This is a genomic window from Nonomuraea sp. NPDC049709, assembly GCF_040674815.1.
Lineage (GTDB): Bacteria > Actinomycetota > Actinomycetes > Streptosporangiales > Streptosporangiaceae > Nonomuraea.
In genome coordinates, this window is record NZ_JBFANM010000066.1 from 24,792 (window position 1) to 47,965 (window position 23,174).

General features: G+C 70.1%; 22 protein-coding genes. 12 read left to right on the forward strand and 10 right to left on the reverse strand.

Going from position 1 to position 23,174, the window contains the following annotated elements:
- Nucleotides 1–249: 249 nt before the first annotated feature.
- Nucleotides 250–1,677, forward strand: a complete 1,428-nt coding sequence (locus AB0J69_RS45620) for an aldehyde dehydrogenase family protein (RefSeq protein WP_364131780.1) — start codon at nt 250–252, stop codon at nt 1,675–1,677.
- A gap of 52 nt (nt 1,678–1,729) precedes the next feature.
- Here the strand turns inward: AB0J69_RS45620 and AB0J69_RS45625 are convergent, their stop codons facing one another.
- Nucleotides 1,730–2,812, reverse strand: coding sequence for a trypsin-like serine protease (locus tag AB0J69_RS45625; protein ID WP_364131782.1), 1,083 nt, complete (start codon nt 2,810–2,812; stop codon nt 1,730–1,732).
- A gap of 55 nt (nt 2,813–2,867) precedes the next feature.
- Nucleotides 2,868–3,866 carry a peptidase gene (locus tag AB0J69_RS45630; protein WP_364131785.1) on the reverse strand — a complete coding sequence of 333 codons (999 nt, stop codon included), beginning with the start codon at nt 3,864–3,866 and terminating at the stop codon, nt 2,868–2,870.
- Between the two features lie 196 nt (nt 3,867–4,062).
- On the opposite strand from AB0J69_RS45630, the gene dxr reads away from it, so the two are divergent.
- A complete protein-coding gene (gene dxr / locus AB0J69_RS45635) occupies nt 4,063–5,253 on the forward strand; it encodes a 1-deoxy-D-xylulose-5-phosphate reductoisomerase (protein WP_364131786.1) in 1,191 nt (396 codons plus the stop codon).
- A gap of 39 nt (nt 5,254–5,292) precedes the next feature.
- Nucleotides 5,293–6,456: a flavodoxin-dependent (E)-4-hydroxy-3-methylbut-2-enyl-diphosphate synthase gene (gene ispG / locus AB0J69_RS45640; protein WP_364131787.1), complete on the forward strand. Its 1,164-nt coding sequence runs from the start codon at nt 5,293–5,295 to the stop codon at nt 6,454–6,456.
- A gap of 54 nt (nt 6,457–6,510) precedes the next feature.
- Here ispG and AB0J69_RS45645 read toward each other — a convergent pair whose 3' ends face one another.
- A complete protein-coding gene (locus AB0J69_RS45645; protein ID WP_364131789.1) occupies nt 6,511–7,677 on the reverse strand; it encodes a hypothetical protein in 1,167 nt (388 codons plus the stop codon).
- Between the two features lie 226 nt (nt 7,678–7,903).
- Here AB0J69_RS45645 and AB0J69_RS45650 point away from each other — a divergent pair, with 226 nt between their 5' ends.
- From AB0J69_RS45650 to AB0J69_RS45660, 3 genes are all read left to right on the forward strand, one after another.
- Nucleotides 7,904–9,490 carry an alpha/beta hydrolase gene (locus tag AB0J69_RS45650; RefSeq protein WP_364131790.1) on the forward strand — a complete coding sequence of 529 codons (1,587 nt, stop codon included), beginning with the start codon at nt 7,904–7,906 and terminating at the stop codon, nt 9,488–9,490.
- A gap of 72 nt (nt 9,491–9,562) precedes the next feature.
- On the forward strand, nt 9,563–10,405 hold the full coding sequence (locus AB0J69_RS45655) for a GNAT family N-acetyltransferase (RefSeq protein ID WP_364131834.1): 843 nt from the start codon (nt 9,563–9,565) through the stop codon (nt 10,403–10,405).
- A 10-nt stretch (nt 10,406–10,415) separates the two neighbouring features.
- On the forward strand, nt 10,416–11,243 hold the full coding sequence (locus AB0J69_RS45660) for an NAD(P)H-binding protein (protein ID WP_364131791.1): 828 nt from the start codon (nt 10,416–10,418) through the stop codon (nt 11,241–11,243).
- Nucleotides 11,244–11,359: 116 nt separating this feature from the next.
- Here AB0J69_RS45660 and AB0J69_RS45665 read toward each other — a convergent pair whose 3' ends face one another.
- The 6 genes from AB0J69_RS45665 to AB0J69_RS45690 form a co-directional block, all read right to left on the reverse strand.
- Entirely contained in the window at nt 11,360–11,737 is a 378-nt protein-coding gene (locus AB0J69_RS45665) for a DUF3037 domain-containing protein (RefSeq protein ID WP_364131792.1), read from the reverse strand.
- Nucleotides 11,734–12,546, reverse strand: a complete 813-nt coding sequence (locus AB0J69_RS45670) for a HipA family kinase (protein WP_364131794.1) — start codon at nt 12,544–12,546, stop codon at nt 11,734–11,736. Before AB0J69_RS45670 ends, AB0J69_RS45665 begins: the two co-directional genes overlap by 4 nt.
- A 77-nt stretch (nt 12,547–12,623) precedes the next feature.
- Nucleotides 12,624–12,926, reverse strand: a complete 303-nt coding sequence (locus tag AB0J69_RS45675) for a transcriptional regulator (RefSeq protein ID WP_364131795.1) — start codon at nt 12,924–12,926, stop codon at nt 12,624–12,626.
- Nucleotides 12,926–13,396, reverse strand: a complete 471-nt coding sequence (locus tag AB0J69_RS45680; RefSeq protein ID WP_364131796.1) for a hypothetical protein — start codon at nt 13,394–13,396, stop codon at nt 12,926–12,928. The genes AB0J69_RS45675 and AB0J69_RS45680 overlap by 1 nt, the downstream gene beginning before the upstream one ends.
- Before the next feature lie 243 nt (nt 13,397–13,639).
- On the reverse strand, nt 13,640–14,512 hold the full coding sequence (locus tag AB0J69_RS45685; protein WP_364131797.1) for a TIGR03619 family F420-dependent LLM class oxidoreductase: 873 nt from the start codon (nt 14,510–14,512) through the stop codon (nt 13,640–13,642).
- Nucleotides 14,509–15,756: an LLM class flavin-dependent oxidoreductase gene (locus AB0J69_RS45690; RefSeq protein ID WP_364131798.1), complete on the reverse strand. Its 1,248-nt coding sequence runs from the start codon at nt 15,754–15,756 to the stop codon at nt 14,509–14,511. The genes AB0J69_RS45685 and AB0J69_RS45690 overlap by 4 nt, the downstream gene beginning before the upstream one ends.
- Nucleotides 15,757–15,846: 90 nt before the next feature.
- Between AB0J69_RS45690 and AB0J69_RS45695 the strand changes: the two genes are divergently transcribed.
- From AB0J69_RS45695 to AB0J69_RS45720, 6 genes are all read left to right on the forward strand, one after another.
- Complete coding sequence (locus AB0J69_RS45695) at nt 15,847–16,656, forward strand: TIGR03619 family F420-dependent LLM class oxidoreductase (RefSeq protein WP_364131799.1); 810 nt, start codon at nt 15,847–15,849, stop codon at nt 16,654–16,656.
- Nucleotides 16,657–16,697: 41 nt separating this feature from the next.
- Nucleotides 16,698–18,428 (forward strand): serine/threonine-protein kinase, encoded by a 1,731-nt coding sequence (locus tag AB0J69_RS45700; protein WP_364131801.1) that lies wholly within the window; start codon nt 16,698–16,700, stop codon nt 18,426–18,428.
- 107 nt (nt 18,429–18,535) lie between these two features.
- Entirely contained in the window at nt 18,536–20,698 is a 2,163-nt protein-coding gene (locus AB0J69_RS45705; RefSeq protein ID WP_364131803.1) for a PASTA domain-containing protein, read from the forward strand.
- 37 nt (nt 20,699–20,735) lie between these two features.
- A complete protein-coding gene (locus AB0J69_RS45710) occupies nt 20,736–20,912 on the forward strand; it encodes a DUF6203 family protein (RefSeq protein ID WP_364131804.1) in 177 nt (58 codons plus the stop codon).
- 85 nt (nt 20,913–20,997) lie between these two features.
- Entirely contained in the window at nt 20,998–21,171 is a 174-nt protein-coding gene (locus AB0J69_RS45715) for a hypothetical protein (RefSeq protein ID WP_364131805.1), read from the forward strand.
- A gap of 331 nt (nt 21,172–21,502) precedes the next feature.
- Nucleotides 21,503–22,438, forward strand: coding sequence for a NaeI family type II restriction endonuclease (locus AB0J69_RS45720; protein ID WP_364131807.1), 936 nt, complete (start codon nt 21,503–21,505; stop codon nt 22,436–22,438).
- Between the two features lie 228 nt (nt 22,439–22,666).
- Here AB0J69_RS45720 and AB0J69_RS45725 read toward each other — a convergent pair whose 3' ends face one another.
- Nucleotides 22,667–23,167, reverse strand: coding sequence for a very short patch repair endonuclease (locus AB0J69_RS45725; RefSeq protein WP_364131808.1), 501 nt, complete (start codon nt 23,165–23,167; stop codon nt 22,667–22,669).
- Nucleotides 23,168–23,174: the final 7 nt, after the last annotated feature.

Consider the following 23,174-nt stretch of genomic DNA (forward strand, 5'->3'; position numbering starts at 1 on the left):
CTCACGTTGTTCGGTCACGGGGCCCACGCCTTTCTGATCGGGGGCCCGCCGCGCTGGAGACCCGCACCGATGACTTAGCCATAGCGGAGATCGCTCAAACCACTCCGCATGGTAAACATCCCGAATTGGGTCTACTTCTGTTACATCATGGGTATACAACGGGGCTTGTACTTAACGGTGAGCCCTCGTGGGAGTCTTGTGCATCGTGGTGTAAATCCCCGATGTACGCCTTGGCATAACGTCGTGGGTATGGACGTGCGTACCTTCTGGCTGGCCGGCCGCGCCGCGACCGGGGACACCGAGCTCACTGTCACCAACCCGCATGACGGCCGCGAGGTCGGCAGGCATTCCGTGCCGACCGACGCCCAGGTCGAGGAGGCCGTGGCGGCCGCGCACGCGGTGGCCAGGAAGGCCGCCGCGCTGCCCGTGCACGTACGGGCCGAGGCCCTGGCGCACGTCTCGCGCCGCCTCGCCGAACGGGCCGACGAGATCGCCCACCTCATCACGGCCGAGAACGGAAAGCCGATCGTCTGGGCGCGCGGGGAGGTCGGGCGGGCCGTGGCCACATTCCGCTTCGCCGCCGAGGAGGCCCGCCGCTGGTCGGGCGGCGTGCAGCGGCTCGACACCGAGCCCGCGGCGGCCGGCCGCCTGGCGTACGTGTCGCGCGTCCCCCACGGTCCCGTGCTGGCGATCACCCCCTTCAACTTCCCGCTGAACCTCGTCGCACACAAGGTCGCCCCGGCCATCGCCGTCGGCGCCCCGGTCATCGTCAAGCCCGCCCCCGCCACCCCGCTGTCCTCGCTGCTCCTGGGCGAGATCCTGGCCGAGACGGACCTGCCGGCCGGCATGTTCTCGGTCCTGCCGATCGAGAACGACCGCGCGTCCGGCCTGGTGCGGGATCCCCGGCTCCCGGTCGTGTCGTTCACCGGCTCGGCGCCCGTCGGCTACGCCATCGCCGACCAGGTGCCGCGCAAGCACGTGACCCTGGAGCTGGGCGGCAACGCGGCCGCGGTCGTGCTGGCCGACGCCGACCTCGACTGGGCGGCCCAGCGCATCGCCCTCTACTCCAACTACCAGGCCGGCCAGAGCTGCATCGCGGTGCAGCGGGTCATCGTCGAGCGGCCGGTCTACGACGCGTTCGTCGAGCGGCTCCTCCCGGCGGTGGACGGCCTCGTCACCGGCGACCCCGCCGACGAGAAGACCCAGGTGGGCCCGCTGGTCTCGGAGGCCGCGGCCGAGCGGGTCGAGCAGTGGGTCCAGGAGGCGGTCGCCGCCGGGGCCAAGGTGCTGGCGGGCGGCACCAGGGAGGGCGCGACGCTCGCCCCGACGGTGCTGGCCGACGTCCCGCACGACGCCAAGGTCGCCTGCGAGGAGGTCTTCGGTCCCGTCATGATCCTCCAGCCGGCCGCCTCGGTCGACGAGGCGTACGCGATGGTCAACGACTCGAAGTACGGGCTGCAGGCCGGGGTGTTCACGCGCTCGCTGGACGCCGCCTTCCGGGCGAACCGGGAGCTGGAGGTGGGCGGCGTGATCATCGGCGACGTGCCTTCGTACCGGGCGGACCAGATGCCCTACGGCGGTGTGAAGGACTCGGGGGTCGGGCGCGAGGGGCTGCACTCGGCCATGGAGGACTACACGTACGAGAAGGTCATGGTCCTGACGGGGCTGACGCTCTGACCTCTGGCGATGGGGGCCCGCCGGCGCGCCCGGATCGCGGCGGCGGGCCCGGTCACGCGTGCTGCGCGGTGTTGAAGAGGGCCTTGACGGAGTCGCCGAAGTACGGGCCGTACATCGTGCGCCGGTCGTCGCTGTACTTGAAGCTGCTCAGCGACGTGATCGTGCCCTTGCCGGTGTTGGCGTCGAACCCGGTCATCCAGGGGCCGCCGCTGGAGCCCGCCGTCATGTCGCAGCCCAGGCCCTGGTCGCGGGTCTGGCCGTACGGGTCGTCCTTGAGCCGGCCCGCGCAGTAGACCAGGTCGCCCCCGTCGTATGGCGGGTCGGCGGGGTAGCCGAAGCCGAACGCCTGGCCGCCGCGTCCCGGGTTGAACGCGATCTCCTGCGTGCCCACCGCGTCCGCCACGTGCTTGCCGCGCGAGGTGGCCAGGGCGACCATGCCCACGTCGTAGTTGTCGTCGCCGCTGCGCGACCAGGGGCCGGCCACGAACATGCGGCGGGCGGTGTACTGGCCGTAGGGGTGCTCGCCGGCCGTGCCGTAGCCGGGGACGAACGTCCAGTTCGCCGCCCACTCGCCCGCTCCGTCCTTGACGCAGTGGCCGGCGGTGACCACGACGTCCCTGTTGGCGCTCTTGACCGTGCTGGCCGAGCAGACGAAGTCCGCCCCGGCCACGGTGAGGAACACCCGGCCCGTGGTCCTGGCCACCAGGCCGCCGGTGATCCACCGGGAGCCGATCGTGCTGGCGTCCGGTCTGGCCGCCGACAGGTGGTGCGAGCCCATGAGCCTGCGCGGGACCGACAGGTCGGCCTTCCTGCTCGACAGGTCGGGGGTGGTGCTGAGGTCCGCCCGGCCGGTCAGGCCGCTCAGCAGGTCGTCGCCGTTCGTGACGATGTCGAGCAGGCCGATCGGCAGGGCTTTGGCCATGCGCTCGGGCGTCCAGTAGTCGAGCACGCGCTGCTGATCGGCGGCGGTGCGGGCGGCCACGTGCTCGACTATGTCGCTCCGCTGGACCGTGTGCGCGGGTGCGACGGCCGGTGGTGCGGCCTGCTGGCGGCCGGGAGCCGCGCCGAGCAGCGCGGGACCGACGAGCCCCGCGAGGAGCGGAGCGGCCGCAAGCAGGGGGGTGCTCAGGGTCATGCCCACCGAGTGTGCACTACGAGATGTGTTCTTGTGACTACTTTCGGTAAATTGCTTAGAGTGCGTTGGCGCTTTGTGCTGCTTGGTAGACGGACTGGGCCTCGTTCCCGAAATATGGGCCGAACATCCAGTTGGGGGCGAAGTTGTATTTGAAGCTGTTGACCGAATTCTGGGTGCCGAGGCCGGTGGACTCGTTGAAATTCAGCATCCAGGGGCCGCCGCTCGAACCGCCGGTCATGTTGCAGGTGAGGCCGTGGTCGTCGGTCGCGAGGAAGTCGTCGAAGGTGCGGCCGCTGCAGTAGATCAGCTTCGAGCCGTCGTACGGCGCCGCGGCGGGGTAGCCGAAGGCGTACATCTGCTGGCGTCTTTGCTGGTTGAACGCCACGCCCTGGCCACCCACCACGTCGACCAGCGTTCTGCCCTCCAGCGGCGCGACCACGGCGGCGGCCACGTCGAAGTTGACGTCCTCGCGGGCGTTCCACTGCTGCGTGGTCAGCAGCCGGGTGGCGGCCCAGGTGCCGAAGGGACGGTTGCCGCCGGCGTAGCCCGGGACGAAGACCCAGTTGGTGTGGAAGGCGCCGTTCATCTTCACGCAGTGGCCGGCGGTCATCACCACGCTCTTGTTGGCACTGGTCACCGCCGTGCCCGAGCAGGAGGCGTTGCGGCCCTGCGTGGTGAAGAAGACCCGCCCCGTCGTCCGCGTGACCGCGCCGCCCCCGGTCCACGTCTCACCCGAGCTCCTGGCCGCCTGCAGGTCCACGCCGCCGCCGGCCTGCCCGCGCGTGGGTGGAGCGGTCCAGGCACTGCCCTGCTCGGGCTCGGCCGCCGTCAACTTCTGCTTGGGACCGGGGGCGTCCAGGGGCTGGGCGGCCTCCATCCGCCGCTCGGTCCAGTACGTCAGGACCTGCCGCTGCTCCGAGGTCGTGTCGGCGGCGGCCTGCTGGGCGGGCTTCGGCCTGGCGCGCGTGTCAGCGGCCTGGGCTCCACCAGCGGGAAGCAAGGCGGCACCGATGGCGAGCGTGGCTACGGAAAGCAGGGTGAAACTGCGGTTCATTACGTACCTCCCTAAACCGGACTTGGGCTTGGAAGGTAGCCGCCTCAATATCCAGATTTCTCAAGATTTGCGCATACCGATATAGCTATATTCCGGCATGAATTCACTGGCTCACCTCGTGTCACATAAGGAGGGGAATTTTAGGACGTCCGGTGCCGCGTGCCCGAGCGCGCCGCACAGCGGGGACAATGGACGGGTGCTTGAAGAGACCCTCCGCTCCATCGTCGTGCTCGGCTCCACCGGTTCGGTCGGCACCCAGGCCCTCGACGTCGTCGCCGCCAACCCCGGCGGGTTCAAGGTCGCCGGGCTGGCTGCCGGGGGCGGCAGGGTCGAGCTGCTGGCCAGGCAGGCGGCCGAGTTCGGTGTCGAGGTGGTGGCGGTGGCCGACGCCTCGGCCGTGCCCGAGCTGAAGGAGGCGCTGGCGGCGCACGGCGCCGGCGCCACGGTCCTCGGCGGCCCCGAAGGGGTCGCGGAGGTGGCCGGGTGGCAGTGCGACATGGTGCTCAACGGCATCACCGGCGCGCTCGGGCTGACCTCCACCCTGGTCGCGCTCGAGGCGGGCAGGACACTCGCGCTGGCCAACAAGGAGTCCCTGATCATCGGCGGGCCGCTGGTGAAGCGGCTGGCCCGGCCGGGGCAGATCCTCCCGGTCGACTCCGAGCACTCGGCGGTGCAGCAGTGCCTGTGGGCCGCCGGCCCCGACGGCTACGACCCCTCCTGCGTCAGGCAACTCGTGATCACCGCCAGCGGCGGGCCGTTCCGGGGCATGAAGCGCGAGGAGATGGCCGACGTCACGCCGGAGATGGCGCTGGCCCACCCCACCTGGTCCATGGGCCCGGTCATCACGATCAACTCCGCCACCCTGGTCAACAAGGGGCTGGAGGTGATCGAGGCGCACCTGCTGTTCGACCTGGACTTCGACCGGATCGAGGTCGTGGTGCACCCGCAGTCGATCATCCACTCCATGGTCGAATACGTCGACGGCTCGACCATCGCCCAGGCCAGCCCGCCCGACATGCGCCTGCCGATCGCGCTCGCGCTCGGCCACCCCCGCCGTGTCCCCGGCGCCGCCCGGCCCATCGACTGGACCCAGGCGCACACGTGGACGTTCGAGCCCCTCGATGACGTGGCGTTCCCGTCGGTCGCGCTGGCCAGGCACGTCGGCACCGAGGGCGGCACCGCGCCCGCCGTCTACAACGCCGCCAACGAGGCGTGCCTCGACGCGTTCATGCGGGGCGAGCTGCCGTTCCTGGCCATCGTCGACACGGTGGCCAAGGTCGTCGAGGAGCACCAGGTGACTCCCGCCGACTCCGTCGAAGAGGTGCTGGCGGCCGACGCCTGGGCTCGGGCCCGTGCGGCCGAACTCACATCCGGGCAGTCCCGCTAGCTACCTAAACTGGAAAGCGTCGTCACATTAAGGGTTGAAATGTCTTCTGTAGCTCTCGGCATCCCGACAGTCCGCCCCAAGCCGCTCGCCGAACGCCGCCACTCTCGCCAGATCATGGTCGGCAGCGTGCCCGTGGGCGGCGACGCCCCGGTTTCGGTGCAGTCGATGACGACGACGGTCACCGCCGACGTCAACGCCACGTTGCAGCAGATCGCCGAGCTCACGGCGTCCGGCTGCCAGATCGTACGCGTGGCGGTGCCGTCCCAGGACGACGCCGACGCGCTGCCCATCATCGCCAGGAAGTCGCAGATCCCCGTGATCGCCGACATCCACTTCCAGCCGAAGTACGTGTTCGCCGCCATCGAGGCGGGCTGCGCGGCTGTCCGGGTCAACCCCGGAAATATCAAGAAATTTGACGATAAGGTCGGCGAGATCGCGCGGGCGGCGTCCGACGCCGGCGTGCCGATCCGCATCGGCGTCAACGCCGGCTCCCTCGACCCGCGCCTGCTGCAGAAATACGGCAAGGCCACGCCCGAGGCGCTGGTGGAGTCCGCGCTCTGGGAGTGCTCGCTCTTCGAGGAGCACGGCTTCCGCGACATCAAGATCTCGGTCAAGCACAACGACCCGGTCGTGATGATCAATGCCTACCGTCTGCTGGCCGCCAAGTGCGACTACCCGCTGCACCTGGGCGTCACGGAGGCCGGCCCGGCCTTCCAGGGCACGATCAAGTCCGCCGTCGCCTTCGGAGCCCTGCTCGCGGAGGGCATCGGCGACACCATCCGCGTCTCGCTCTCGGCCCCTCCGGTGGAGGAGGTCAAGGTCGGCGCCCAGATCCTGGAGTCGCTCGGCCTGCGGGAGCGCGGCCTGGAGATCGTCTCCTGCCCGTCGTGCGGTCGCGCCCAGGTCGACGTCTACACCCTGGCCGACCAGGTCCAGGCCGGCCTGGAGGGCATGAAGGTCCCGCTCCGGGTGGCCGTCATGGGCTGCGTCGTCAACGGCCCCGGCGAGGCCCGCGAGGCCGACCTCGGCGTGGCCTCCGGCAACGGCAAGGGCCAGATCTTCGTCAAGGGCGAGGTCATCAAGACCGTGCCGGAGTCGCAGATCGTCGAGACCCTGATCGAGGAGGCCCTGCGCCTGGCCGACGAGATGGGCGTCGAGGTGGACCTGGAGGAGGACTCCGGCCCCACGGTCACGGTCGGCTGACGTCCCGTTCATCGGGGGGTGTGGGCTCGGCGGCCGGGCCCACACCGTGTGCCCTCATCGGCCGGCCCAGGTCCGGCCCAGGTCCGGCCAATCGCCGCCGCGCCGCCGCACGTCCGCCGCCACCTCCTCCACCGACCGGCCATCGGTGCCGACGCGCAGCCCCTCGACCCCGGTACGGTCCAGCGCCACGGCCTCCCGCACCGCTCGCTCGGCGGCACGGTGCAGGGCCTCCGGGCCCAGCCCCCTCAACTCGTCACCCGGTATGGCAGGCCCGCCGCCCCGGCCGCGCCGCGCCACCCGCTCGGCCAGCGTCGCCGGCCCGGCATCCAGCCGGCACACGGTCAGCGCGGTTCCGGGCAGCGATTCGGCGTAGCGCCGTACGGTGTCGTCGGAGTCGGCCTCCCCGGCCACGACCAGGCACCGGGCCCCCGCCGCGCGATATCCGGCCCAGACGGCCGCCAGGTTGCGCGCCTTGAGGCGATGACCGTCCACATCGTCATCCGCGACGGGCCGCAGCGCTCCGATCTGCTTCACGTCGACATAGGCGGCCCGCACGCCGCTCCGGCAGACCTGAGTGAAGATCTCGTAGCCGACCGTCGACTTGCCGACCGCCGGTGCACCGCGCAACCACAACACCGGCACCGCCCCGGAACCGGCAGCCGCCGCCGGCCGCGGACCGAGCCCGTGCTCGGCTGCGGAGAGGTCGCCCGGCCACCCCTCGGCCCGCTCCCGCACCAGCCGAGCCGCCTCGGGCACCGCCAGGCCACCGGTGTCCACGACCAGGTCGGCGTACTCGCTCCGGTCCAGCCTGTCGGCCTCCGCGACCGCCTCCGCCACCAGCTCCGGCCGCCACCCCCGCCCGAGGAACCGCTCCTTGAGCTCTGCACTGTCGACCCGCAACCGGCACAACGTCAACGCGGCCTCGGGCAGCAGGGCCGTGTACTCGCGCACCTCGTCAAGCGTGTCGACGAAACCCGAAAGAACCAGGCACCGCATCCCCTCCTGCCGGAAATGCGGCCACATCGCCGCCAGGCTCCGCGCCCGGATGCGATGCGTCATCGCCTCCGGCATGGGGTAGCACAGGCTGATCTGGTCGGTGTCGACGAAGGCCGCCTTGACGCCATCGCGAGTGAGCTGCGCGAACACCTCCCAGCCGACCGAGGACTTCCCGACCCCGGTCGGCCCGGACAGCCACAGCACGGGCAGCGGAAGGTTACGCATCCGCGTGACACTAGCGAGGGCACGGTGAAGCGAGCGAGTGTATTTCGCCCGGCTGATTTCGGCGTAGCTCGCCGGTCCGAAGACCTCCTCGCAGGATGCCGGCTCGGCAGGCGGTTACCGCATGCCATCCGACGATTACAGAATGGCAAGCGTTTCCCCATACCCAACGTCATCGCCCTGTCACTTAGGGGAACATCGCAAGGCCTATGAAAGTGAGGGGGGCCGGGTGAAGCGGGTAGTTGGGGTTGTCGCCGGACTGGTGGTGCTCGTCGCCGGGGTGGGCAGCGCGGATGGGGCGGCGGTGGCCAATCGAGGGGCGCCGGCCGTGGTGTGGGGGGCCTGCCCGAAGGTGGCGGGGAAGACCGCGTCGGCGGCGCTCGAATGCGCCTCCGTACGCGTGCCGCTCGACTACCGCGAGCCCATGGGGCAGTCGATCGAGATCGCGCTCAACCGGGTCAAAGCCAAGGTGTCCAGGGATGCCAACCATCTGGGCACGCTGCTGCTCAATCCCGGGGGGCCGGGGTCGTCGGGGCGGGATCTGACGGAGCTCGTGGCCACGTCACTGCCTGCCGACGTGTCCGAGCGGTACGACATCGTGGGCTTCGACCCGCGGGGCGTCGGCGGGAGCGAGCCGTCGGTGCACTGCGTGGATCCGGCCACGTACTACCAGGCCCCGAGGCCGGACCAGGTGCCGCACGGGCAGGCGGAGGAGCGGGTGCTGCTGGGCCGGGCCGCCGAGTACGCCCAGCGCTGCGGCCACTTCTGGTCCTGGCTGCTGCCGCACCTCACCACCGAGAACTCCGCCAGGGACATGGACGTGATCCGCGCCGCCCTCGGTGAGGAGAAGATCAGCTACCTCGGCTACTCGTACGGCACCTACCTCGGCGCCGTCTACGCCACCCTCTTCCCGCACCGCGTCAAGCGCCTGGTGATGGACAGCGCGGTGGACCCGACCGGCGTCTGGTACGAGTCGAACCTCAAGCAGGACCGCGCCTTCGAACGCCGCCACCGCCAGTTCCTCGCCTGGACCGCGAAGCACCACGACGTCTACAAGCTGGGCGCCACGCCGAAGCAGACGTCGTTCGCCTACTACGCGATGCGCGACCGGCTGCGCGCCCGGCCGGCCGGCGGCGTCGTGGGCCCGAGCGAGCTCGACGACACCTTCACCGTGGCGGGGTACAGCGACAAGATCTGGCCCCAGTTCGCCCAGGCCTGGTCCTCCTACGTACGGCAGGGCGACGTCACGGGCCTCAACGAGATCTACAACAGGCACGGCAAGAACGACGCCGCGGACGAGAACGGCTACGCCATCTACCTCGGCGTCCAGTGCCGCGACGCCCGCTGGCCGCGTCAGTGGGACCGGTGGCGGACGGACATGGCCGCGATGCACCGCAAGGCGCCGTTCCTGACCTGGCCGAACGCCTGGTTCAACGCCCCGTGCGCGTTCTGGCCGGTCAAGGGCGGCACGCCGGTCCCGGTGAAGGCGTCGCCGAAGCTGCCGCCGTTCCTCATCCTCCAGTCCCGGTACGACGCCGCGACCCCGTACGAGGGGGCGCTCAACATGGCCGAGCGCTTCCCGCGCGCCCGCATGGTGCTCGACGGCGGCGGCAACCACGGAGTCTCGCTGACCGGCAGCCAGTGCATGGACGGCCACCTGGCCGCGTACCTGCGGGACGGCAAGCTGCCGGGCCGCGGCGCGAAGTGCGCCGCGCTGCCCGAGCCCCGTCCGGCCGCGCACATGACGTCGGGAAGCCCTCAGACCCACGAAATTCTCGGCATTCTCGACGTGCTGGAAAGGCTCAGCGCCGGCTGATGTCAAGAAAGGGTTACCGTGGGCATTGCCGGATGAGTTAATCGGTAACCCTTCGCGTAGTCTGACCGTGTGATGCTGCGTACATCGGCGTCGCGCGTGCTCGACGACAACGACCGGGACGAAGTTCTCGCACTGCTGGACTCCGACCCGGTCGCCAACGTCTTCGTCTCCTCCCGGGTGCGGGCCGTCGGACTCAACCCGGCGAGGCTCGGCGGGCAGATGTGGGGATTCGGGACGCGCGGCGGCCTCGTGTCACTCTGTTACGCCGGCGCCAACATGGTGCCGGTCAACGCCGGTCCCGAGGCCGTGCACGCGTTCGCTGACCGCGCCCGCAAACAGGGGCGGCGGTGCTCGTCCATCGTGGGCCCGGTCGACGCGGTCTCCCTGCTGTGGGAGCGGCTGGAGCCGCACTGGGGGCGCGCCCGCGCGATCCGCTGGGCGCAACCGGTCATGGCGACCTCGCGCAAGTCGCCGGTGCCGGCCGATCCGCTCGTCCGCCGGGTGCGGCCGGAGGAGTTCGACATCCTGCTGCCGGCGTGCGTGGCGATGTTCACCGAGGAGGTCGGGGTCTCGCCGAACCTCGGTGACGGCGGCGCGCTCTACCGGACCCGGGTGGCCGAGCTGATCCGCATCGGGCGGTCGTACGCGCGGATCGACGACGGGCGGGTGGTGTTCAAGGCGGAGGTGGGTGCCGTCACGCCGCACGCCTGCCAGATCCAGGGCGTCTGGGTGGCCCCCGAGCTGCGGGGGAAGGGGCACGCGGTGGCGGGGATGGCCGCCGTGGTGGAGGCCGCGATGAGCTGCTTCGCCCCCGTGGTCTCGCTCTACGTCAACGACTTCAACCATTCGGCGCGGGCGGTCTACCGGAAGGTGGGCTTCCACGAGGTCGACACCTTCATGTCCGTTTTGTTCTAGCATCCGGGGCATGATCCTTGTTACGGGCGCCACGGGGAACGCGGGCGGGGCGCTGGTGCGCACGCTGGCCGGGGCGGGCGAGCCGGTCCGGGCTCTGGTGCGGCGCGAGGTTGACCTGCCGGCCGACCTGCACCTCGGTGATCTGAACGACCCCGAGTCGGTGGCGGGCGCGCTGGACGGGGTGCGCGGGGTGTTCCTGCTGAGCGGCTACGACCGGATGGACGAGACGCTGGCCGCCGTGGCGCGGGCCGGGGTCGAGCACGTGGTGCTGCTGTCGGCGAGCGCGGCGGAGGCCGCCGACCTGGGCAATCCGATCTCGAAGTATCACGTGGAGTCCGAGGCTCTGGTACGGGAGTCGCGGGTGCCGTGGACGATCCTGCGGCCGCGTACGTTCATGTCGAACACGCTTCGCTGGGCCGACCAGATCAGATCCGGAAATGTCGTGCGAGACACCTTCCCCGACGTCGCCGTCGCGACCGTCGACCCGCTCGACATCGCCGCCGTGGCCGCCGCGTCCCTGCTGGAGAAGGGGCGGCACGACGGCCAGGTCTACGGGCTGACCGGGCCCGAGGCGCTGCGCCCGGCCGACCGGGTACGGATCCTGGGCGCGGCGCTGGGCAGGGAGCTGCGGTTCGAGGGGCTGACCGACGCCGAGGCCAGGGAGCAGCTGCTCACGGGGATGCCGGAGGCGTACGCGGAGGCGTTCCTCGGGTTCTTCGCGCGCGGTGAGCTGGACGAGTCGGTGGTGCTGCCCACCGTCGAGCAGGTCACGGGACGGCCGCCGCGCACGTTCGAGGAATGGGCGGCGGCCAACACCGAGGCGTTCCGCCCGAGCTAGCCCGCCGAGCTCCGTCGCAGCCGCTCTCCGTCAGCGCTGCCCTCCGTGAGCGCTGCCCTCCGTGAGCGCTGCCCTCCGTGAGCGCTGACCTCCGTGAGCGCTGGCCGCCGCCAGCGCTAGACGCGTACGAGCTTGTCGAACAGCCGGGCCAGCTCGGTGCCGGGGTCGGTGGTCAGGCCCGCGTGCACCGGCCCGGTCTGCACGATCGTGCTGCGCGGTGCCGTCAGCCAGCGGAACCTGCCGCCCAGTGGCTCGCCCGCGAGCGGGCCGCACTCGTCGCCGCAGGCCAGCTCGTACGCGCTGAGCGCCCGCCGCACCCCGTCGACGTCGGCGCCCGGGTCGAGGGCCCGCAGCCGGCCGGGGTCGAGCTCGACCCGGGCACACAGGTAGTCGCGCGGCTGGCAGTAGAGCAGCACGCCCGCGTTGATCAGCTCGCCCCGCTCGACCTTGGGCACCACGCGGATCGTCGCGTATTCGTAGACGTCCCTCGTCATCGGTCGCCGCCTCCCCGCCAGAACTCGCCGACCGACCCCGGACCCGTCTTGTGACCCTTGGGCTGCTGACTGGTGAGCCACTCGCGGGGACCGTGCGCCCGCTGGAGCAGATGGTCGACGTACGCCGCGCGCACGTCGTCAGGGGAGTCGAAGCCCGGTTCCCCGGCCAGCCACTCGTCCGGCACCAGCGCCGTCACCGTCTCCAGCAGCTCTGTCGTGATCTTCTCCACCAGCTCCTCGCCCGCCGCCGCCACGTCGCCGGCGTACGGGGCGAGCACGTGATCGCCCGCGTCGAACGGCCGCTGCGGGTCGGCGGTGCGCCAGTTGTGGTGGAACCAGAGCGCGGCCCCGTGGTCGATCAGCCACGTGTCGCGGTGCCAGATCAGCAGGTTGGGGTTGCGCCAGCTCCGGTCGATGTTGTGGATGAGGCCGTCGAACCACACCACCCTGGCCGCGAACAGCGGGTCGGGCACCCAGGCCAGCGGCTCGAACCCGAGGGCGCCGGGCAGGAAGTCGACCGCCAGGTTGAGGCCGGTGCTGGCCTTGAGCAGGTCCTGCACCTCCTCGTCCGGCTCCCTGATGCCGAGCTGCGGGTCGAGGTCGATGAGCTTGAGCTCCGGGGTCTTCAGGCCGAGACGGCGGCCCAGCTCGGCGGCGATGATCTCGGCGACCAGCACCCGCCGGCCCTGACCGGCCTCGCGGAACTTCACGACGTAGGTGCCGAGGTCGTCGGCCTCGACGACGCCGGGCAGCGACCCGCCCTCCCGCAACGGGGTCACATAGCGGGTGGCCGCGATCTTTTCGAGCACGAGACGAGGCTATCGCCCCCGGCCCGGCGTCGAGGACCGGGCGCTGGAACGGGCGCTGGGCTCAGGCCGGGCGCGGGCTAGCCGGCGGACTCGCGGGCGAGGGCGACGATCCGCTCCAGGGCCGCGGCGTGCCGCTGGAAGGCGAGCCGTCCATGAGGGGTGAGCTGTACGTACGTGCGCCGCGCCCGCTTGTCCTGGTCCTTGCGCACGGTGACGTATCCGGCGGCGGCCAGCGCGGAGACCTGCTTGGACAGCGCCGAGTCGCTGGTGCCGACGGAGTCCCTGAGGAAGCCGAAGTCCACCCATTCGGCCGGCACCAGCAGGGCCACGATCGACAACCGCGCCGGGACGTGCAGGAACTCGTCGAAGAGCGGGTCCATCAGGCGCGCCCGCCCTGCTGGACGATCGACTTCAGCACCGAGCGGTTCACCGGCGTGGCCGCGACGTACACCACCGCCGCCACGATCGCGCCCCCGGCGGCCTGTGACAGCAGCCCGTGGGGCGGCAGGTCGAACAGCGCGAAGGCGGCGATGCGGCCGACGCCGAAGGCCACCATGATGCAGGCGATCAGCCCGCCGTGGAACAGGACCTCCTGCCTGGTGGTCTTCCGGCGGACCGAGGCCCGGTGCTCGCAGACGATTCCCACGCCCGCGTACACGGCCCACCCGAGCACCATGAAGGTGAAGTTCCAGGGGCGCTGGAGGTCGATGGTCGCGAACGCGACGAAGAGGCCGAGCGCGGAGATGATCACGCGGGGCAGCGCGAAGCTCTGGCGGACGATCTCCTCGCGGGTCCTGTCCTGGAGGCGGTGGATGTCGTCGAGCGCGTTCTGTGCGTCGTGCGGGTTCATGGGACCTTCCCCTCGGAAGCCGGCTACTTTCCTATGAGGAAAGTAGCATCTAGTTTCCTCATAGGAAAGTGGTCGGGCGTGAAAGGCCGGCCCGGTGGGGCGGTTGAACGCGGACGACTGGGCGAGGGCCGCGCTGGAGGCACTGGGGAGGGCGGGCCGGCCGCCGTCGCGGTCGAGCCGGTGGCGCGGGCGCGGGTGGGGTGCCGGCCGACCTCGTCGGCCTGGCCATGGCCGGGCTCGGGCTCACATCTTCGCGATGACCTCCTCGGCGAAGCGCTCCATGGTGGCGATCTTGAGGTCCAGCGTGCCCTCGCCGTACCGGGCCTTCTCCTCGGGGGTGGCCAGCCACCACGGGGCGGCCATCGTCCCCGTCACGCCCTTGGCGGCGAAACGGCGGTAGGTGTCCGCGTCCGGCATCACCGCGAGCGGGGCGATGATCTCGAAGCCCTCGCCGGTCCTGCCGTTCGCGGTGAGGTGGCCGCGCAGGGCGTCGAGCACGCCGTCGAACTGCTCCTCGGTGTAGATGCGGTTGCCGATCCAGCCGTCGCCGAGCCGTGCCGCGCGCCGCAGGGCCGCCTCGCTGTCGCCGCCCACGTACACGGGGATGGGGCCGGACGGGGTGGGCGAGATCGACAGCGGCGGGAGGTCCTCGATCGTGACCGTCTCGCCCGCCCACAGCGAGCGCAGCACGGGGAGCATCGCGTCCAGGCGCCGCCCGCGCGTGTGGAAGTCCTGGCCGGTGCCGGTGAACTCCTCCTTGCACCACCCGACTCCCACCCCGAACGTCACCCGCTCGTTCGACAGCACCGCCGCCGTGGAGACCTGCTTGGCCACGGTGAACAGGTCGCGGGCGGGCGCGATGTACACGTTGGGGGAGAAGCGCAGCGTGCTCGTCACCGCCGCCATCGCGCCGATCGTCACCCAGACGTCCGGCCAGTGCGTACGCGCGTCCCACCGCGGCCGCCCCGACCGCGAGTACGGGTACGGCGAGGCGAAGTCGGCGTAGAAGAGGTGGTCGGACAGCGTCAGCGTGTCGAACCCGCAGCGCTCGGCCGCCCGCGCGAGCTCGACGAACTGGTCGGTGTCGACGAACGAGGCTCCCAGCCAGAATTTCATCGGAACTCCGGTGCGACCTTGGTGGCGAACAGTTCGAGGTTCCGCTTGACCGTGTCGAGCGGCAGCACACCCTGCTGACCCTGCATGTACAGCCCGAACCATTCCAGGTCGGGCATCCGGTCGAGCATGCGCTGGATCCCGCGCTTGACGTCGTCCGGCGTGCCGAACAGCGCCATCTCGACGTCGTTCATGCGCTTGGCGTCGCCCTTCTCGGGGGAGATGGGCTTGTGCTTCTCGTCCTCCTTCTTCCGCAGCACCTCCAGGTAGCCGAACGGGCCGAAGAACGCGGCGAAGTCCTTGGGAATGCTGCGGCCGAAGGTGTTGATGGCGTCCTCGGTCGTGTCCGAGATGCCGACGATCTTGAGGATGCCGGTGTGCTCGCCCAGCTTGTAGTGGCGGCCCTGCTTGGCCGACTCCTCCTGGTAGAGCTTGGCCTTGGCGGCGTGGTCGTCGGGGTTGGGGGTGAACATCCACGGCAGGATGTTCTCCTGCGCGGCCCTGATGACCGACCGGTCGGAGATCGTGAACGGCTGCCACAGCTCGGGGTACGGGTTCTGGTACGGCCGGGGGCAGACGGAGACGGCCTGCACCTTGCCGTCCTCGGAGATCTCGCCCGGCGCGCCGAACGTCTTGGTCCACTCCAGCGCCGGCCAGCCCTCGATGCCCTCGTAGGGGTAGGGCACCTGGTAGTCGAGCACGTCCGACTTGTAGCGGAGCGTCTCCTCCGTCCAGGCCAGCTTCATGATCTTCAGCACCTCGCCGAAGACGTCGAAGTTGCGCGTGTCGCTCGCCGAGCCGTCGGAGCGGGCGGCGGCGGCCTGCCAGCGCTGGCCCAGGACGTTCATCCAGCGGTTCTGGTAGCCCCGCGCCACACCCAGCCGCAGCCGGCCCTTGGAGAACTGGTCGAGCAGCGCCACGTCCTCCGCCGCCCGGATCGGGTCCCAGGCCGGCAGCACGAGACCGAGCGGCGCGAGCAGGATCCGCTCGGTCCTGGCGGCCAGGTCGGTGAGGAACATCAGCGGGTTGACCGAGAACTCCATGCCCTCGGAGTGGAAGTGGTGCTCGGTCATCATCAGCGCGTCGAACCCGAGCTGGTCGGCGTGGACGGCTATCTCCCGTACTTCGTGCAGCAGCCTCTGGTACGACTCCGTGTCGCGCCCGATGGGTCGTTTGGCCTTGGCATTCTGCTCGGCCGCGTAACCAGAGCCTGGAATTTGCGGATTCAGGAAGATAGAAAACTTCACCGGGGACCTCTTTCCGCGGGATGGTCTTCTGCAAGGTACTCTGGAAATCTTAACCGAGCAATCGCTTGGTTCGCTGCCTTTGGGGGTCGCATGAGGCTCGGGGTCACGATGTTCACCACGGATCTGGCCATGCCGGTGCAGGAGCTGGCCAGGGCGGCGGAGGAGCGCGGCTTCGACTCGTTGTACGTGCCCGAGCACACGCACATCCCGGTCTCGCGGCGCACGCCGTACCCGGGCGGGGCGGGCGAGCTGCCCGACGAGTACCGGCGCACGCTCGATCCCCTGGTCGCCCTCTCCTTCGCCGCCGCCGCGACCAGCCGCCTGCGCGTCGGGACCGGCATCCTGCTCGCCGCCCAGCGCGACCCCATCGTCACCGCCAAGGCCATCGCCACCCTCGACCGGTTGTCGGGCGGGCGGGTCGTGGTCGGAGTCGGGTTCGGGTGGAACGTGGAGGAGATCGAGAACCACGGGGTTCCGTACGGGCGGCGGCGCGAGGTGGCCCGGCGGAACGTGCTGGCCATGCAGGCGTTGTGGCGCGACGAGGTGGCCTCCATCGACGGGTGCGAGCCCTGCTGGTCCTGGCCCAAGCCGCTGGCCGGGCTGCCCGTCTACGTGGGCGGGGCCGCGGGGCCGAAGTTGTTCGCGCACGTCGCCGAGTACGCCGAGGGGTGGATGCCGATCGGCGGGCACGGGATCAAGGCCGCGCTGCCGGCGCTGCGCGAGGCGTGCGACAAGGCGGGGCGGCCGATGGCGAAGGTCATCCCCTTCGGTACGCGGCCCACGCAGGAGAAACTGGAGTATTTCGCCGGGCTCGGGGTCGAGGAAGCGGTGGCCACGTTGCCCAGCGGGCCGGCCGAGGTCGTGCTGCCGCTGCTGGACAAGTACGCCACGCTTCTCTGAACGGACAGTTCATCGCCGGGTGGCGGGCATAATGGCGGGATATGTCCGAGCTACGTGCCGATGATCCGCGGCAGCTGGGGTCGTACCGGCTGACACGCAGGCTCGGCCAGGGTGGCCAGGGGGTCGTCTACCTCGGCCACTCCCCGCAGGGATCCCAGGTGGCGGTCAAACTCCTGCACGCCAGCCTCTCCGGGGATCCGGACGTGCGGCGCCGATTCCTGGGCGAGGTCGAGGCGGTGCGGCGGGTGGCCGCGTTCTGCACGGCGCAGCTCCTGGACGCCGACCTCGACGGCGATCGGCCGTACCTGGTGAGTGAGTACGTCGAGGGGCCCTCGCTGCGCGAGCACGTGATCGCGCAGGGGCCTCGCCGGGGTGGCTCCCTCGACCGCCTGGCCATCGGCACCGCCACCGCGCTGGGGGCGATCCATCGGGCCGGGGTGGTGCATCGGGACTTCAAGCCCGGGAACGTGTTGCTCGGCATCGACGGGCCGCGGGTGATCGACTTCGGGGTGTCGCGGCTGGTCGACACCGCCACCACGACCAGCCATCTGCCGATGGGGACGCCTGCCTACATGGCGCCCGAGCGGATGAAGGGGGAGCCGGCCGGGCCGCCTGCCGACATGTGGGCCTGGGGGCTGACCGTCGTCTATACCGCTACGGGGCGGAACGCGTACACGGCTGATACGCATCAGGAGGTGCTGGCTCGCGTCCTCTACGGCAAGCCGGACCTGGGAGCGCTGGGCGGGACGCTGCGGGAGATCGTGCAGGCTTGCCTGGCGACGGATCCGGGGGAGCGGCCGGATGCGGAGGAGGTGCTGCGGCTGCTGCTGGGGCAGAGCGTGGGCGGGGCGGACGCGCTGCTGTCGACCGGGGCCATGGCGGCCGTCGAAGGGCTGGCCCGTGAGACGGACGGCCCGGAGGATGGCGGCTTCACAGAGGGCGGTTCCACAGAGGGCGGTTCCACAGAGGGCGGTTCCACAGAGGGCAGTTCCACAGAGGGCGGTTCCGAGGCCGGGAAGGCCGGTCGTGGTGGGGGGAAGGGGCGCGGGTCGGGTGGTGGTGGTCTGAGGTCGCTCACCGTTCGTCCTGGCGCGGTCCTCGGGCTCGGGGCGGCCGAGGCCGAGGCCGGTGTGATCACCGATCCCGATCCGACCACGAGCTTCCCCGCGATCACCGCACCTCAGCTGGCCGCCAGGGCCAAGCGGGACGCCGCAGCCGACGACACCACCGTCCCGGACGCCGCCCCCACCCCCGGCGACACCACCACCCCCGACGTCGCCACCACCCCCGACGTCGCCACCACCCCCGGCGTCGCCACCACCCCCGGCGTCGCCACCACCCCCGGCCCCAAGCCCATGCCCGTCTGGCGGCGGGTGCGGGGCTGGCAGGTGGCCGTGCTGGTGGCCGGGCTGCTGATGGGGGTCGGCGGGTTCGTGTACTGGCTGCGCAGCGCTCAGGGGCCGGGGCTGGAGGGGACCTGGTCGGGGTCGGCCGAGCACCTCTCCGCCCGTCGGGTCTTCCCGATCGAGGTGCGCCTGGGCGGTGACCGCGGCGGATTGATGCGCTGGGGAGCGGACCTGCACTGCACGGGCCGGCTCGGACGGGTCGGGAGCGGGATGGTCTTCGTCCTCGATCAGGTCCAGGGCGCGGAGTGCTACCCGGGGACGTTGCGGATGTTCCCCACCGCCGACGTGAACCAGATGGCCATCAAGGTGACTCGCGATGGTAAGGACGAAGTGACGTATTCAGGCAAGGTCGCGCGTACATCCTGACCGGCTGTGTCACGGTCAGGCAGCGATTGTCCTGAGCACCGTTGACTGTTCGCGGCCTGTTGCCTTCAGTAGAGAGCAGAAGGGGTTGCGGCGAGGGGAGGCGCCCCGTGCCAACGGCGCAGCCGCTCAGAACGGGGGATCCGCAGCGACTCGGGGAGTACCACCTTTCCGGGCGCCTCGGTGAGGGCGGTCAAGGCGCGGTCTTCCTCGGTTCCAGAGGCGGCGAGACGTACGCGGTCAAGCTGCTGCATGGGCCCGTGGGGGACGAGCGGGCGGCGTTCCTGCGGGAAGTCGAGCTGGCCAAGCATGTGGCGAGGTTCTGCACGGCCCAGGTGATCGACGCTGGGTTCGACGAGGGCCGGCCGTACATCGTGAGCGAGTACGTCGACGGGCCCTCGCTCCAGCGGGAGGTCGCGCTCACCGGGCCCCGGCGCGGTGGGGGGCTGGAACGCCTGGCCGTCAGCACGGCCACGGCGCTGGCCGCCATCCACCGGGCGGGGATCGTCCATCGGGACTTCAAGCCGCAGAACGTGCTGCTCGGGTCGGACGGGCCGCGCGTGATCGACTTCGGCCTGGCCAGGGCGCTGGACGCGGCGGCGACGGTGAGCGGGCGGGGGGTCGGCACGCCCGCGTACATGGCGCCCGAGCAGATCACCGCGTCGGCGGTCACAGGGGCGGCGGACGTCTTCTCGTGGGGCGCGACGATGTGCTTCGCGGCCAACGCCTCCGCGCCGTTCGGTCAGGACTCGGTGGCGCCGGTCCTGCACCGCATCCTGACCGCGCCACCTGATCTGGGGTTGCTGGACGGGCGGTTGCGTACGCTGGTGGAGGCGTGCCTGGACAAGGACGCGCGGAACCGTCCGACCAGCAGGGACCTGCTGTTCGAGCTGCTGGGGGAGTCGACCGGGGACGTGCCGCCCGAGGTCCTCCGCTCACCACCGCCCCACATCCTCCGCGCCCCACCACCCCTGATCCCCGAGCCCCGCCCGCCCGTCGCCGAACCCGAGTCGCGCCCGCCGGGCGGCGAGCCGGGAGGATGGCCGCCGATGGCCGAGCCGGAGGAGACCGGCGCACCCGGCGCCTACCGCCTGCCCGACTCGCATCCTTCGGGACCCCGGCCGCCGGATGGCGAGCCCTGGCCCCCCATCGGCGACAGTGGCTCCGGCAATGGGAGCGGACCTGGCAATGGGAGCGGTCTCGGCCGGGGCAGCGGGCATGTCGGTGGCGGCGGTGGCGCGCAGCCGCACGTCGCGAACCCGGCCTACTCCGTCTTAGCCGATCCCTCGGACGGTGGCGGCGACCCGAGCCAAGGCGCCGGATCCCCGGCAGAGGACGGCAACGGCCGTGGCAAGGGCTGGCCCAGAGCCGCCATCGCGGTCTGCGTCGCCCTGCTGGTCACGGCCGCCGTCCTCCTCACCATCATCATCCCCTCCCTGACCAGCAACGACACGGCCACCGGCACCCAGGCGGCAGGCCCCTCCGTCCCCCCGAAGTCGGAACCGCCGAACCCGGAGACCTCCGCCCCCGAGACCGACAAGGCCGAACCTCCCACCAAGCCCGCGGAGACCCACGGCCCCCGCGAATCCACGGCCAGCCCACCGGTGGTACGCCCACCCGTGACCGTCGCCATCCCCGCACTGACGGGGCTGAGCAAAGCCGACGCCACCAAGGCCCTCAAGCGCGCCGGTCTGACACTCGGCACGGTCTCCCAGGTCGACTCACCGCAGAAGATCGGCCAGGTCCTGTCCAGCAAGCCCGCCTCCGGCACATCCGTGCCCAGGAACAGCACGGTGTCGCTGCAGGTGTCGGCAGGCCTGCCCGTACCAGCCGTCACGGGCATGCAGCGCAAACCCGCCGAAGCGGCGATCACGGCCGCCGGCCTCAAGGTCGGCGCCATCACCCGCTCCTGCTCCCCGCAGCCGAACGGCCAGGTGCTCTCCACCCAACCGCAGGCGGGCCGCCGCGTCCCGGGCAGCACCTCGATAGCCCTCGCCCTGGCCCGCAACGGCACCCCCGTCCCGTCAGTCGTCGGCCAGGCGAGAGCGGACGCCCGAGCCGCCCTGACCGCCGCCGGCTTCACCGTCCGCGTAAGAGACCAGGTGGTGGACGACGAATCCCGGGTAGGCGTCGTCCTCTCCCAGAGCCTCCCACCAGGCACCTGCGCCAGACCCGCCGGCCAGATCGTGATCGCGGTAGGCCTCGCCGGCCAGTCGGGCCCCGACCCCCACGAACCCACCGAAACCCCGACCGGCCCGGTCACCGGAGACTGACGGGCGTGCACCGCCTGTTCAAGGGCAGTTGGCGTCCATGCAGAAATTCCTGAAGTTGGTGGTGGCGCGCTGGCTGGCCCGCACCCCGATCGGCCTGGTCGCCCTCGGGATCGGCTGGTACCTGGGCCGCCGCCGGCGCAGACGACAGCAGCCGCCGCACGAGACCAAGCACACCCGACGCCACCCGGTGCGAGCCAAGCACCACGCACACTAGGACGCGTCACAAATGCGATGTCACAGCCACATACGTCGATCGCAGTGAGTCCGGCGCGCACGTGGGCCACGACGTGATCGCTGGTGTGACCCTGCTGCTGGTGGACCTCACCGACCTACGGGCTGAGCTCAGGCAAGACCTGGACGCCGTCGGCGACGAACTCGCCGGCCCGCGACGGCATATGGACGAGCACCTCGCTTCCATCCGAGTCGAGCTACTCCACAGGCTCTCCGTAATCCAAGGCGAGATGATCGACTAGCAGAGCCAGCCGATCATCGTACGTCGGCCCGATCTGAGCGCTTTGGCTGCGAATTCTCAGACCGGGCCGAGATGTACTCCAGTATTCCTGCCGCAGGTAGCTCGCACGAGGATGTCCGGGATTGGCATGTGATGGCGAACCTGAAGGGGCTGGCCCTTGCCCGCCGAAGGAGCCAAGTCAATCTTGATTTACTTCTCCTGCTGGTTTCAGGTGCGCGCGCTGCGGAACGAATTCCGTCTTCAAGACTTGTCGCAATAGGCCGGATCCATGCTTCTGGAGCCTGGCACTCGGACCAAGAGCGAAGTACTTGCGGGGCCGCTAGATTCGCTCCGTGACTACTGACTCTTCTGGGCTCGACCCAGAACTGGAATCGGTTCATGATCGCTTGATGGCCCTTGACCCTGACGGCGTTCGGATGGGCAGGGTGGTCCGGCGGACCTTCGACATGCTGCTTGATGGTCAGCACACCGGCCGGTTCCGGTGGCAGCAACTCCACAAGACGGAGAAGACGCACTGTGGCACTCTCATCGAGATCAACTTGCAGCGGGAGTTTGACTTCGCGGACGGTGAGATCCTCGATTACTCGATCCAGGATGTCGAGGTCGACTGCAAATTCTCTCAGAAGCTGGCTGACTGGATGATTCCGCCCGAGGCTGTCGGCCGTATCCTCCTCGGCCTATGGGCCAGCGATCAGGACGGGAGGTGGAGTGCAGGACTTATCCGTGCTGGCGAGGAGCGCCTCACCCCTCGAACGAACAGAGACTCGAAGCGCACTTTGAGTGCGCACGGCAAGAGATCCGTCCGTTGGCTCTTCAAGAACGCTCCTCTGGCTGACAACGTACTGCTCCGTCTGCCGGACGAGGACATCGACGCGATCTTCCGATCTACCAGCGGGCAGAAACGGGTCAATGAACTCTTCCGGCGTGCTCAGAAGCGTCCTATCAGCAGGAACGTCGTAGCCACCGTGGCCCTGCAAGAGGACTACATGAAACGTGTACGCAGTAACTTGGGGGCGCGCACAGCCCTCCATTCTGAAGGGATCGTCATCTTCGGCCAGTATAGGAATCATGTCCAAGCCGCCACAGATCTCGGCCTTCCAGCTCCTGGTCCTGGCGAGTTCGTGAGCGTGCGGTTAGTCCGTCGCCAGCCTCACCACGGCAACGCCCCATCGGTCGATCTTGATGGGCAGCGCTGGGTTGTGGCCATGGAGACTGACTCTCCAGAGCCGGGGCCCGTGCTCCCTCAAATCGGTCCCTTGGTCAGGTAAAACCGTCGGGAGGGGGCCTGCTACCACCTTTCCGGGTACCTTGGATAACCTCCCTGTGTGGGGGACAAAGATCGCGTGACCGTCAGTGTGCTAGAGGGCCCAGCGGATAGGGCTCTGCCTGCCGCCGGCTGGCGGATCGAAGTCCCAGGTGCTGGCTTTGGCAGGTCGGCCCATGCGACCCTTTACCTTCAGATTGGCCCAGTAGGCTGCCTAAGCCACAAGACTTTGTCAGCGATCCCCGCTAACGTCGCTCGTATGTTCGGGTCTGGGATCGATCGCCGCGACTACCGCCTCTACGGCCGAAGCCAGCGCTTCGTGTTCCCAGAGGCGGACCACCTGCCAGCCTGCGGCTTTGAGAGCGGCGTTGACGGTCCGGTCTCGCTCCATGTTTCTGCGAAGCTTGGGCGTCCAGTACCACTCGTTGGTGGTGGGCTGCCGACCGTGAACTGGACACACGTGCCAGAAGCAGCCATCGACGAAGACTGCGACCTTGCGAGCAGTGAAGACGATGTCTGGCCTGACCTTCACGTCTCCCAGATCAAGGCGGAGATCCTTCCGGTATCGGTAGCCCAGCCGATGCAGGGCGCTCCGCAGTACCACCTCCGGTTTGGTGTTCGCTCGTCGGTTAGCCTGCATGTTCCTAGATCGGCCTTCGTTGAGCGGGGCCGGGTACAGTCCTCGCTGGTGGGCCTGTGCTCTGGCTTGACGTCTCTTCGGATCAGACAACATTCATTCC

Coding starts and splice junctions, on each gene's coding strand:
- AB0J69_RS45620 (WP_364131780.1), top strand. CDS start 250: ATGGACGTGCGTACCTTCTGGCTGGCCGGCCGCGCCGCGACCGGGGAC.
- AB0J69_RS45625 (WP_364131782.1), bottom strand. CDS start 2,812: ATGACCCTGAGCACCCCCCTGCTTGCGGCCGCTCCGCTCCTCGCGGGG.
- AB0J69_RS45630 (WP_364131785.1), bottom strand. CDS start 3,866: ATGAACCGCAGTTTCACCCTGCTTTCCGTAGCCACGCTCGCCATCGGT.
- ispG (WP_364131787.1), top strand. CDS start 5,293: ATGTCTTCTGTAGCTCTCGGCATCCCGACAGTCCGCCCCAAGCCGCTC.
- AB0J69_RS45645 (WP_364131789.1), bottom strand. CDS start 7,677: ATGCGTAACCTTCCGCTGCCCGTGCTGTGGCTGTCCGGGCCGACCGGG.
- AB0J69_RS45655 (WP_364131834.1), top strand. CDS start 9,563: ATGCTGCGTACATCGGCGTCGCGCGTGCTCGACGACAACGACCGGGAC.
- AB0J69_RS45660 (WP_364131791.1), top strand. CDS start 10,416: ATGATCCTTGTTACGGGCGCCACGGGGAACGCGGGCGGGGCGCTGGTG.
- AB0J69_RS45665 (WP_364131792.1), bottom strand. CDS start 11,737: ATGACGAGGGACGTCTACGAATACGCGACGATCCGCGTGGTGCCCAAG.
- AB0J69_RS45675 (WP_364131795.1), bottom strand. CDS start 12,926: ATGGACCCGCTCTTCGACGAGTTCCTGCACGTCCCGGCGCGGTTGTCG.
- AB0J69_RS45680 (WP_364131796.1), bottom strand. CDS start 13,396: ATGAACCCGCACGACGCACAGAACGCGCTCGACGACATCCACCGCCTC.
- AB0J69_RS45685 (WP_364131797.1), bottom strand. CDS start 14,512: ATGAAATTCTGGCTGGGAGCCTCGTTCGTCGACACCGACCAGTTCGTC.
- AB0J69_RS45695 (WP_364131799.1), top strand. CDS start 15,847: ATGAGGCTCGGGGTCACGATGTTCACCACGGATCTGGCCATGCCGGTG.
- AB0J69_RS45700 (WP_364131801.1), top strand. CDS start 16,698: ATGTCCGAGCTACGTGCCGATGATCCGCGGCAGCTGGGGTCGTACCGG.
- AB0J69_RS45710 (WP_364131804.1), top strand. CDS start 20,736: ATGCAGAAATTCCTGAAGTTGGTGGTGGCGCGCTGGCTGGCCCGCACC.
- AB0J69_RS45725 (WP_364131808.1), bottom strand. CDS start 23,167: ATGTTGTCTGATCCGAAGAGACGTCAAGCCAGAGCACAGGCCCACCAG.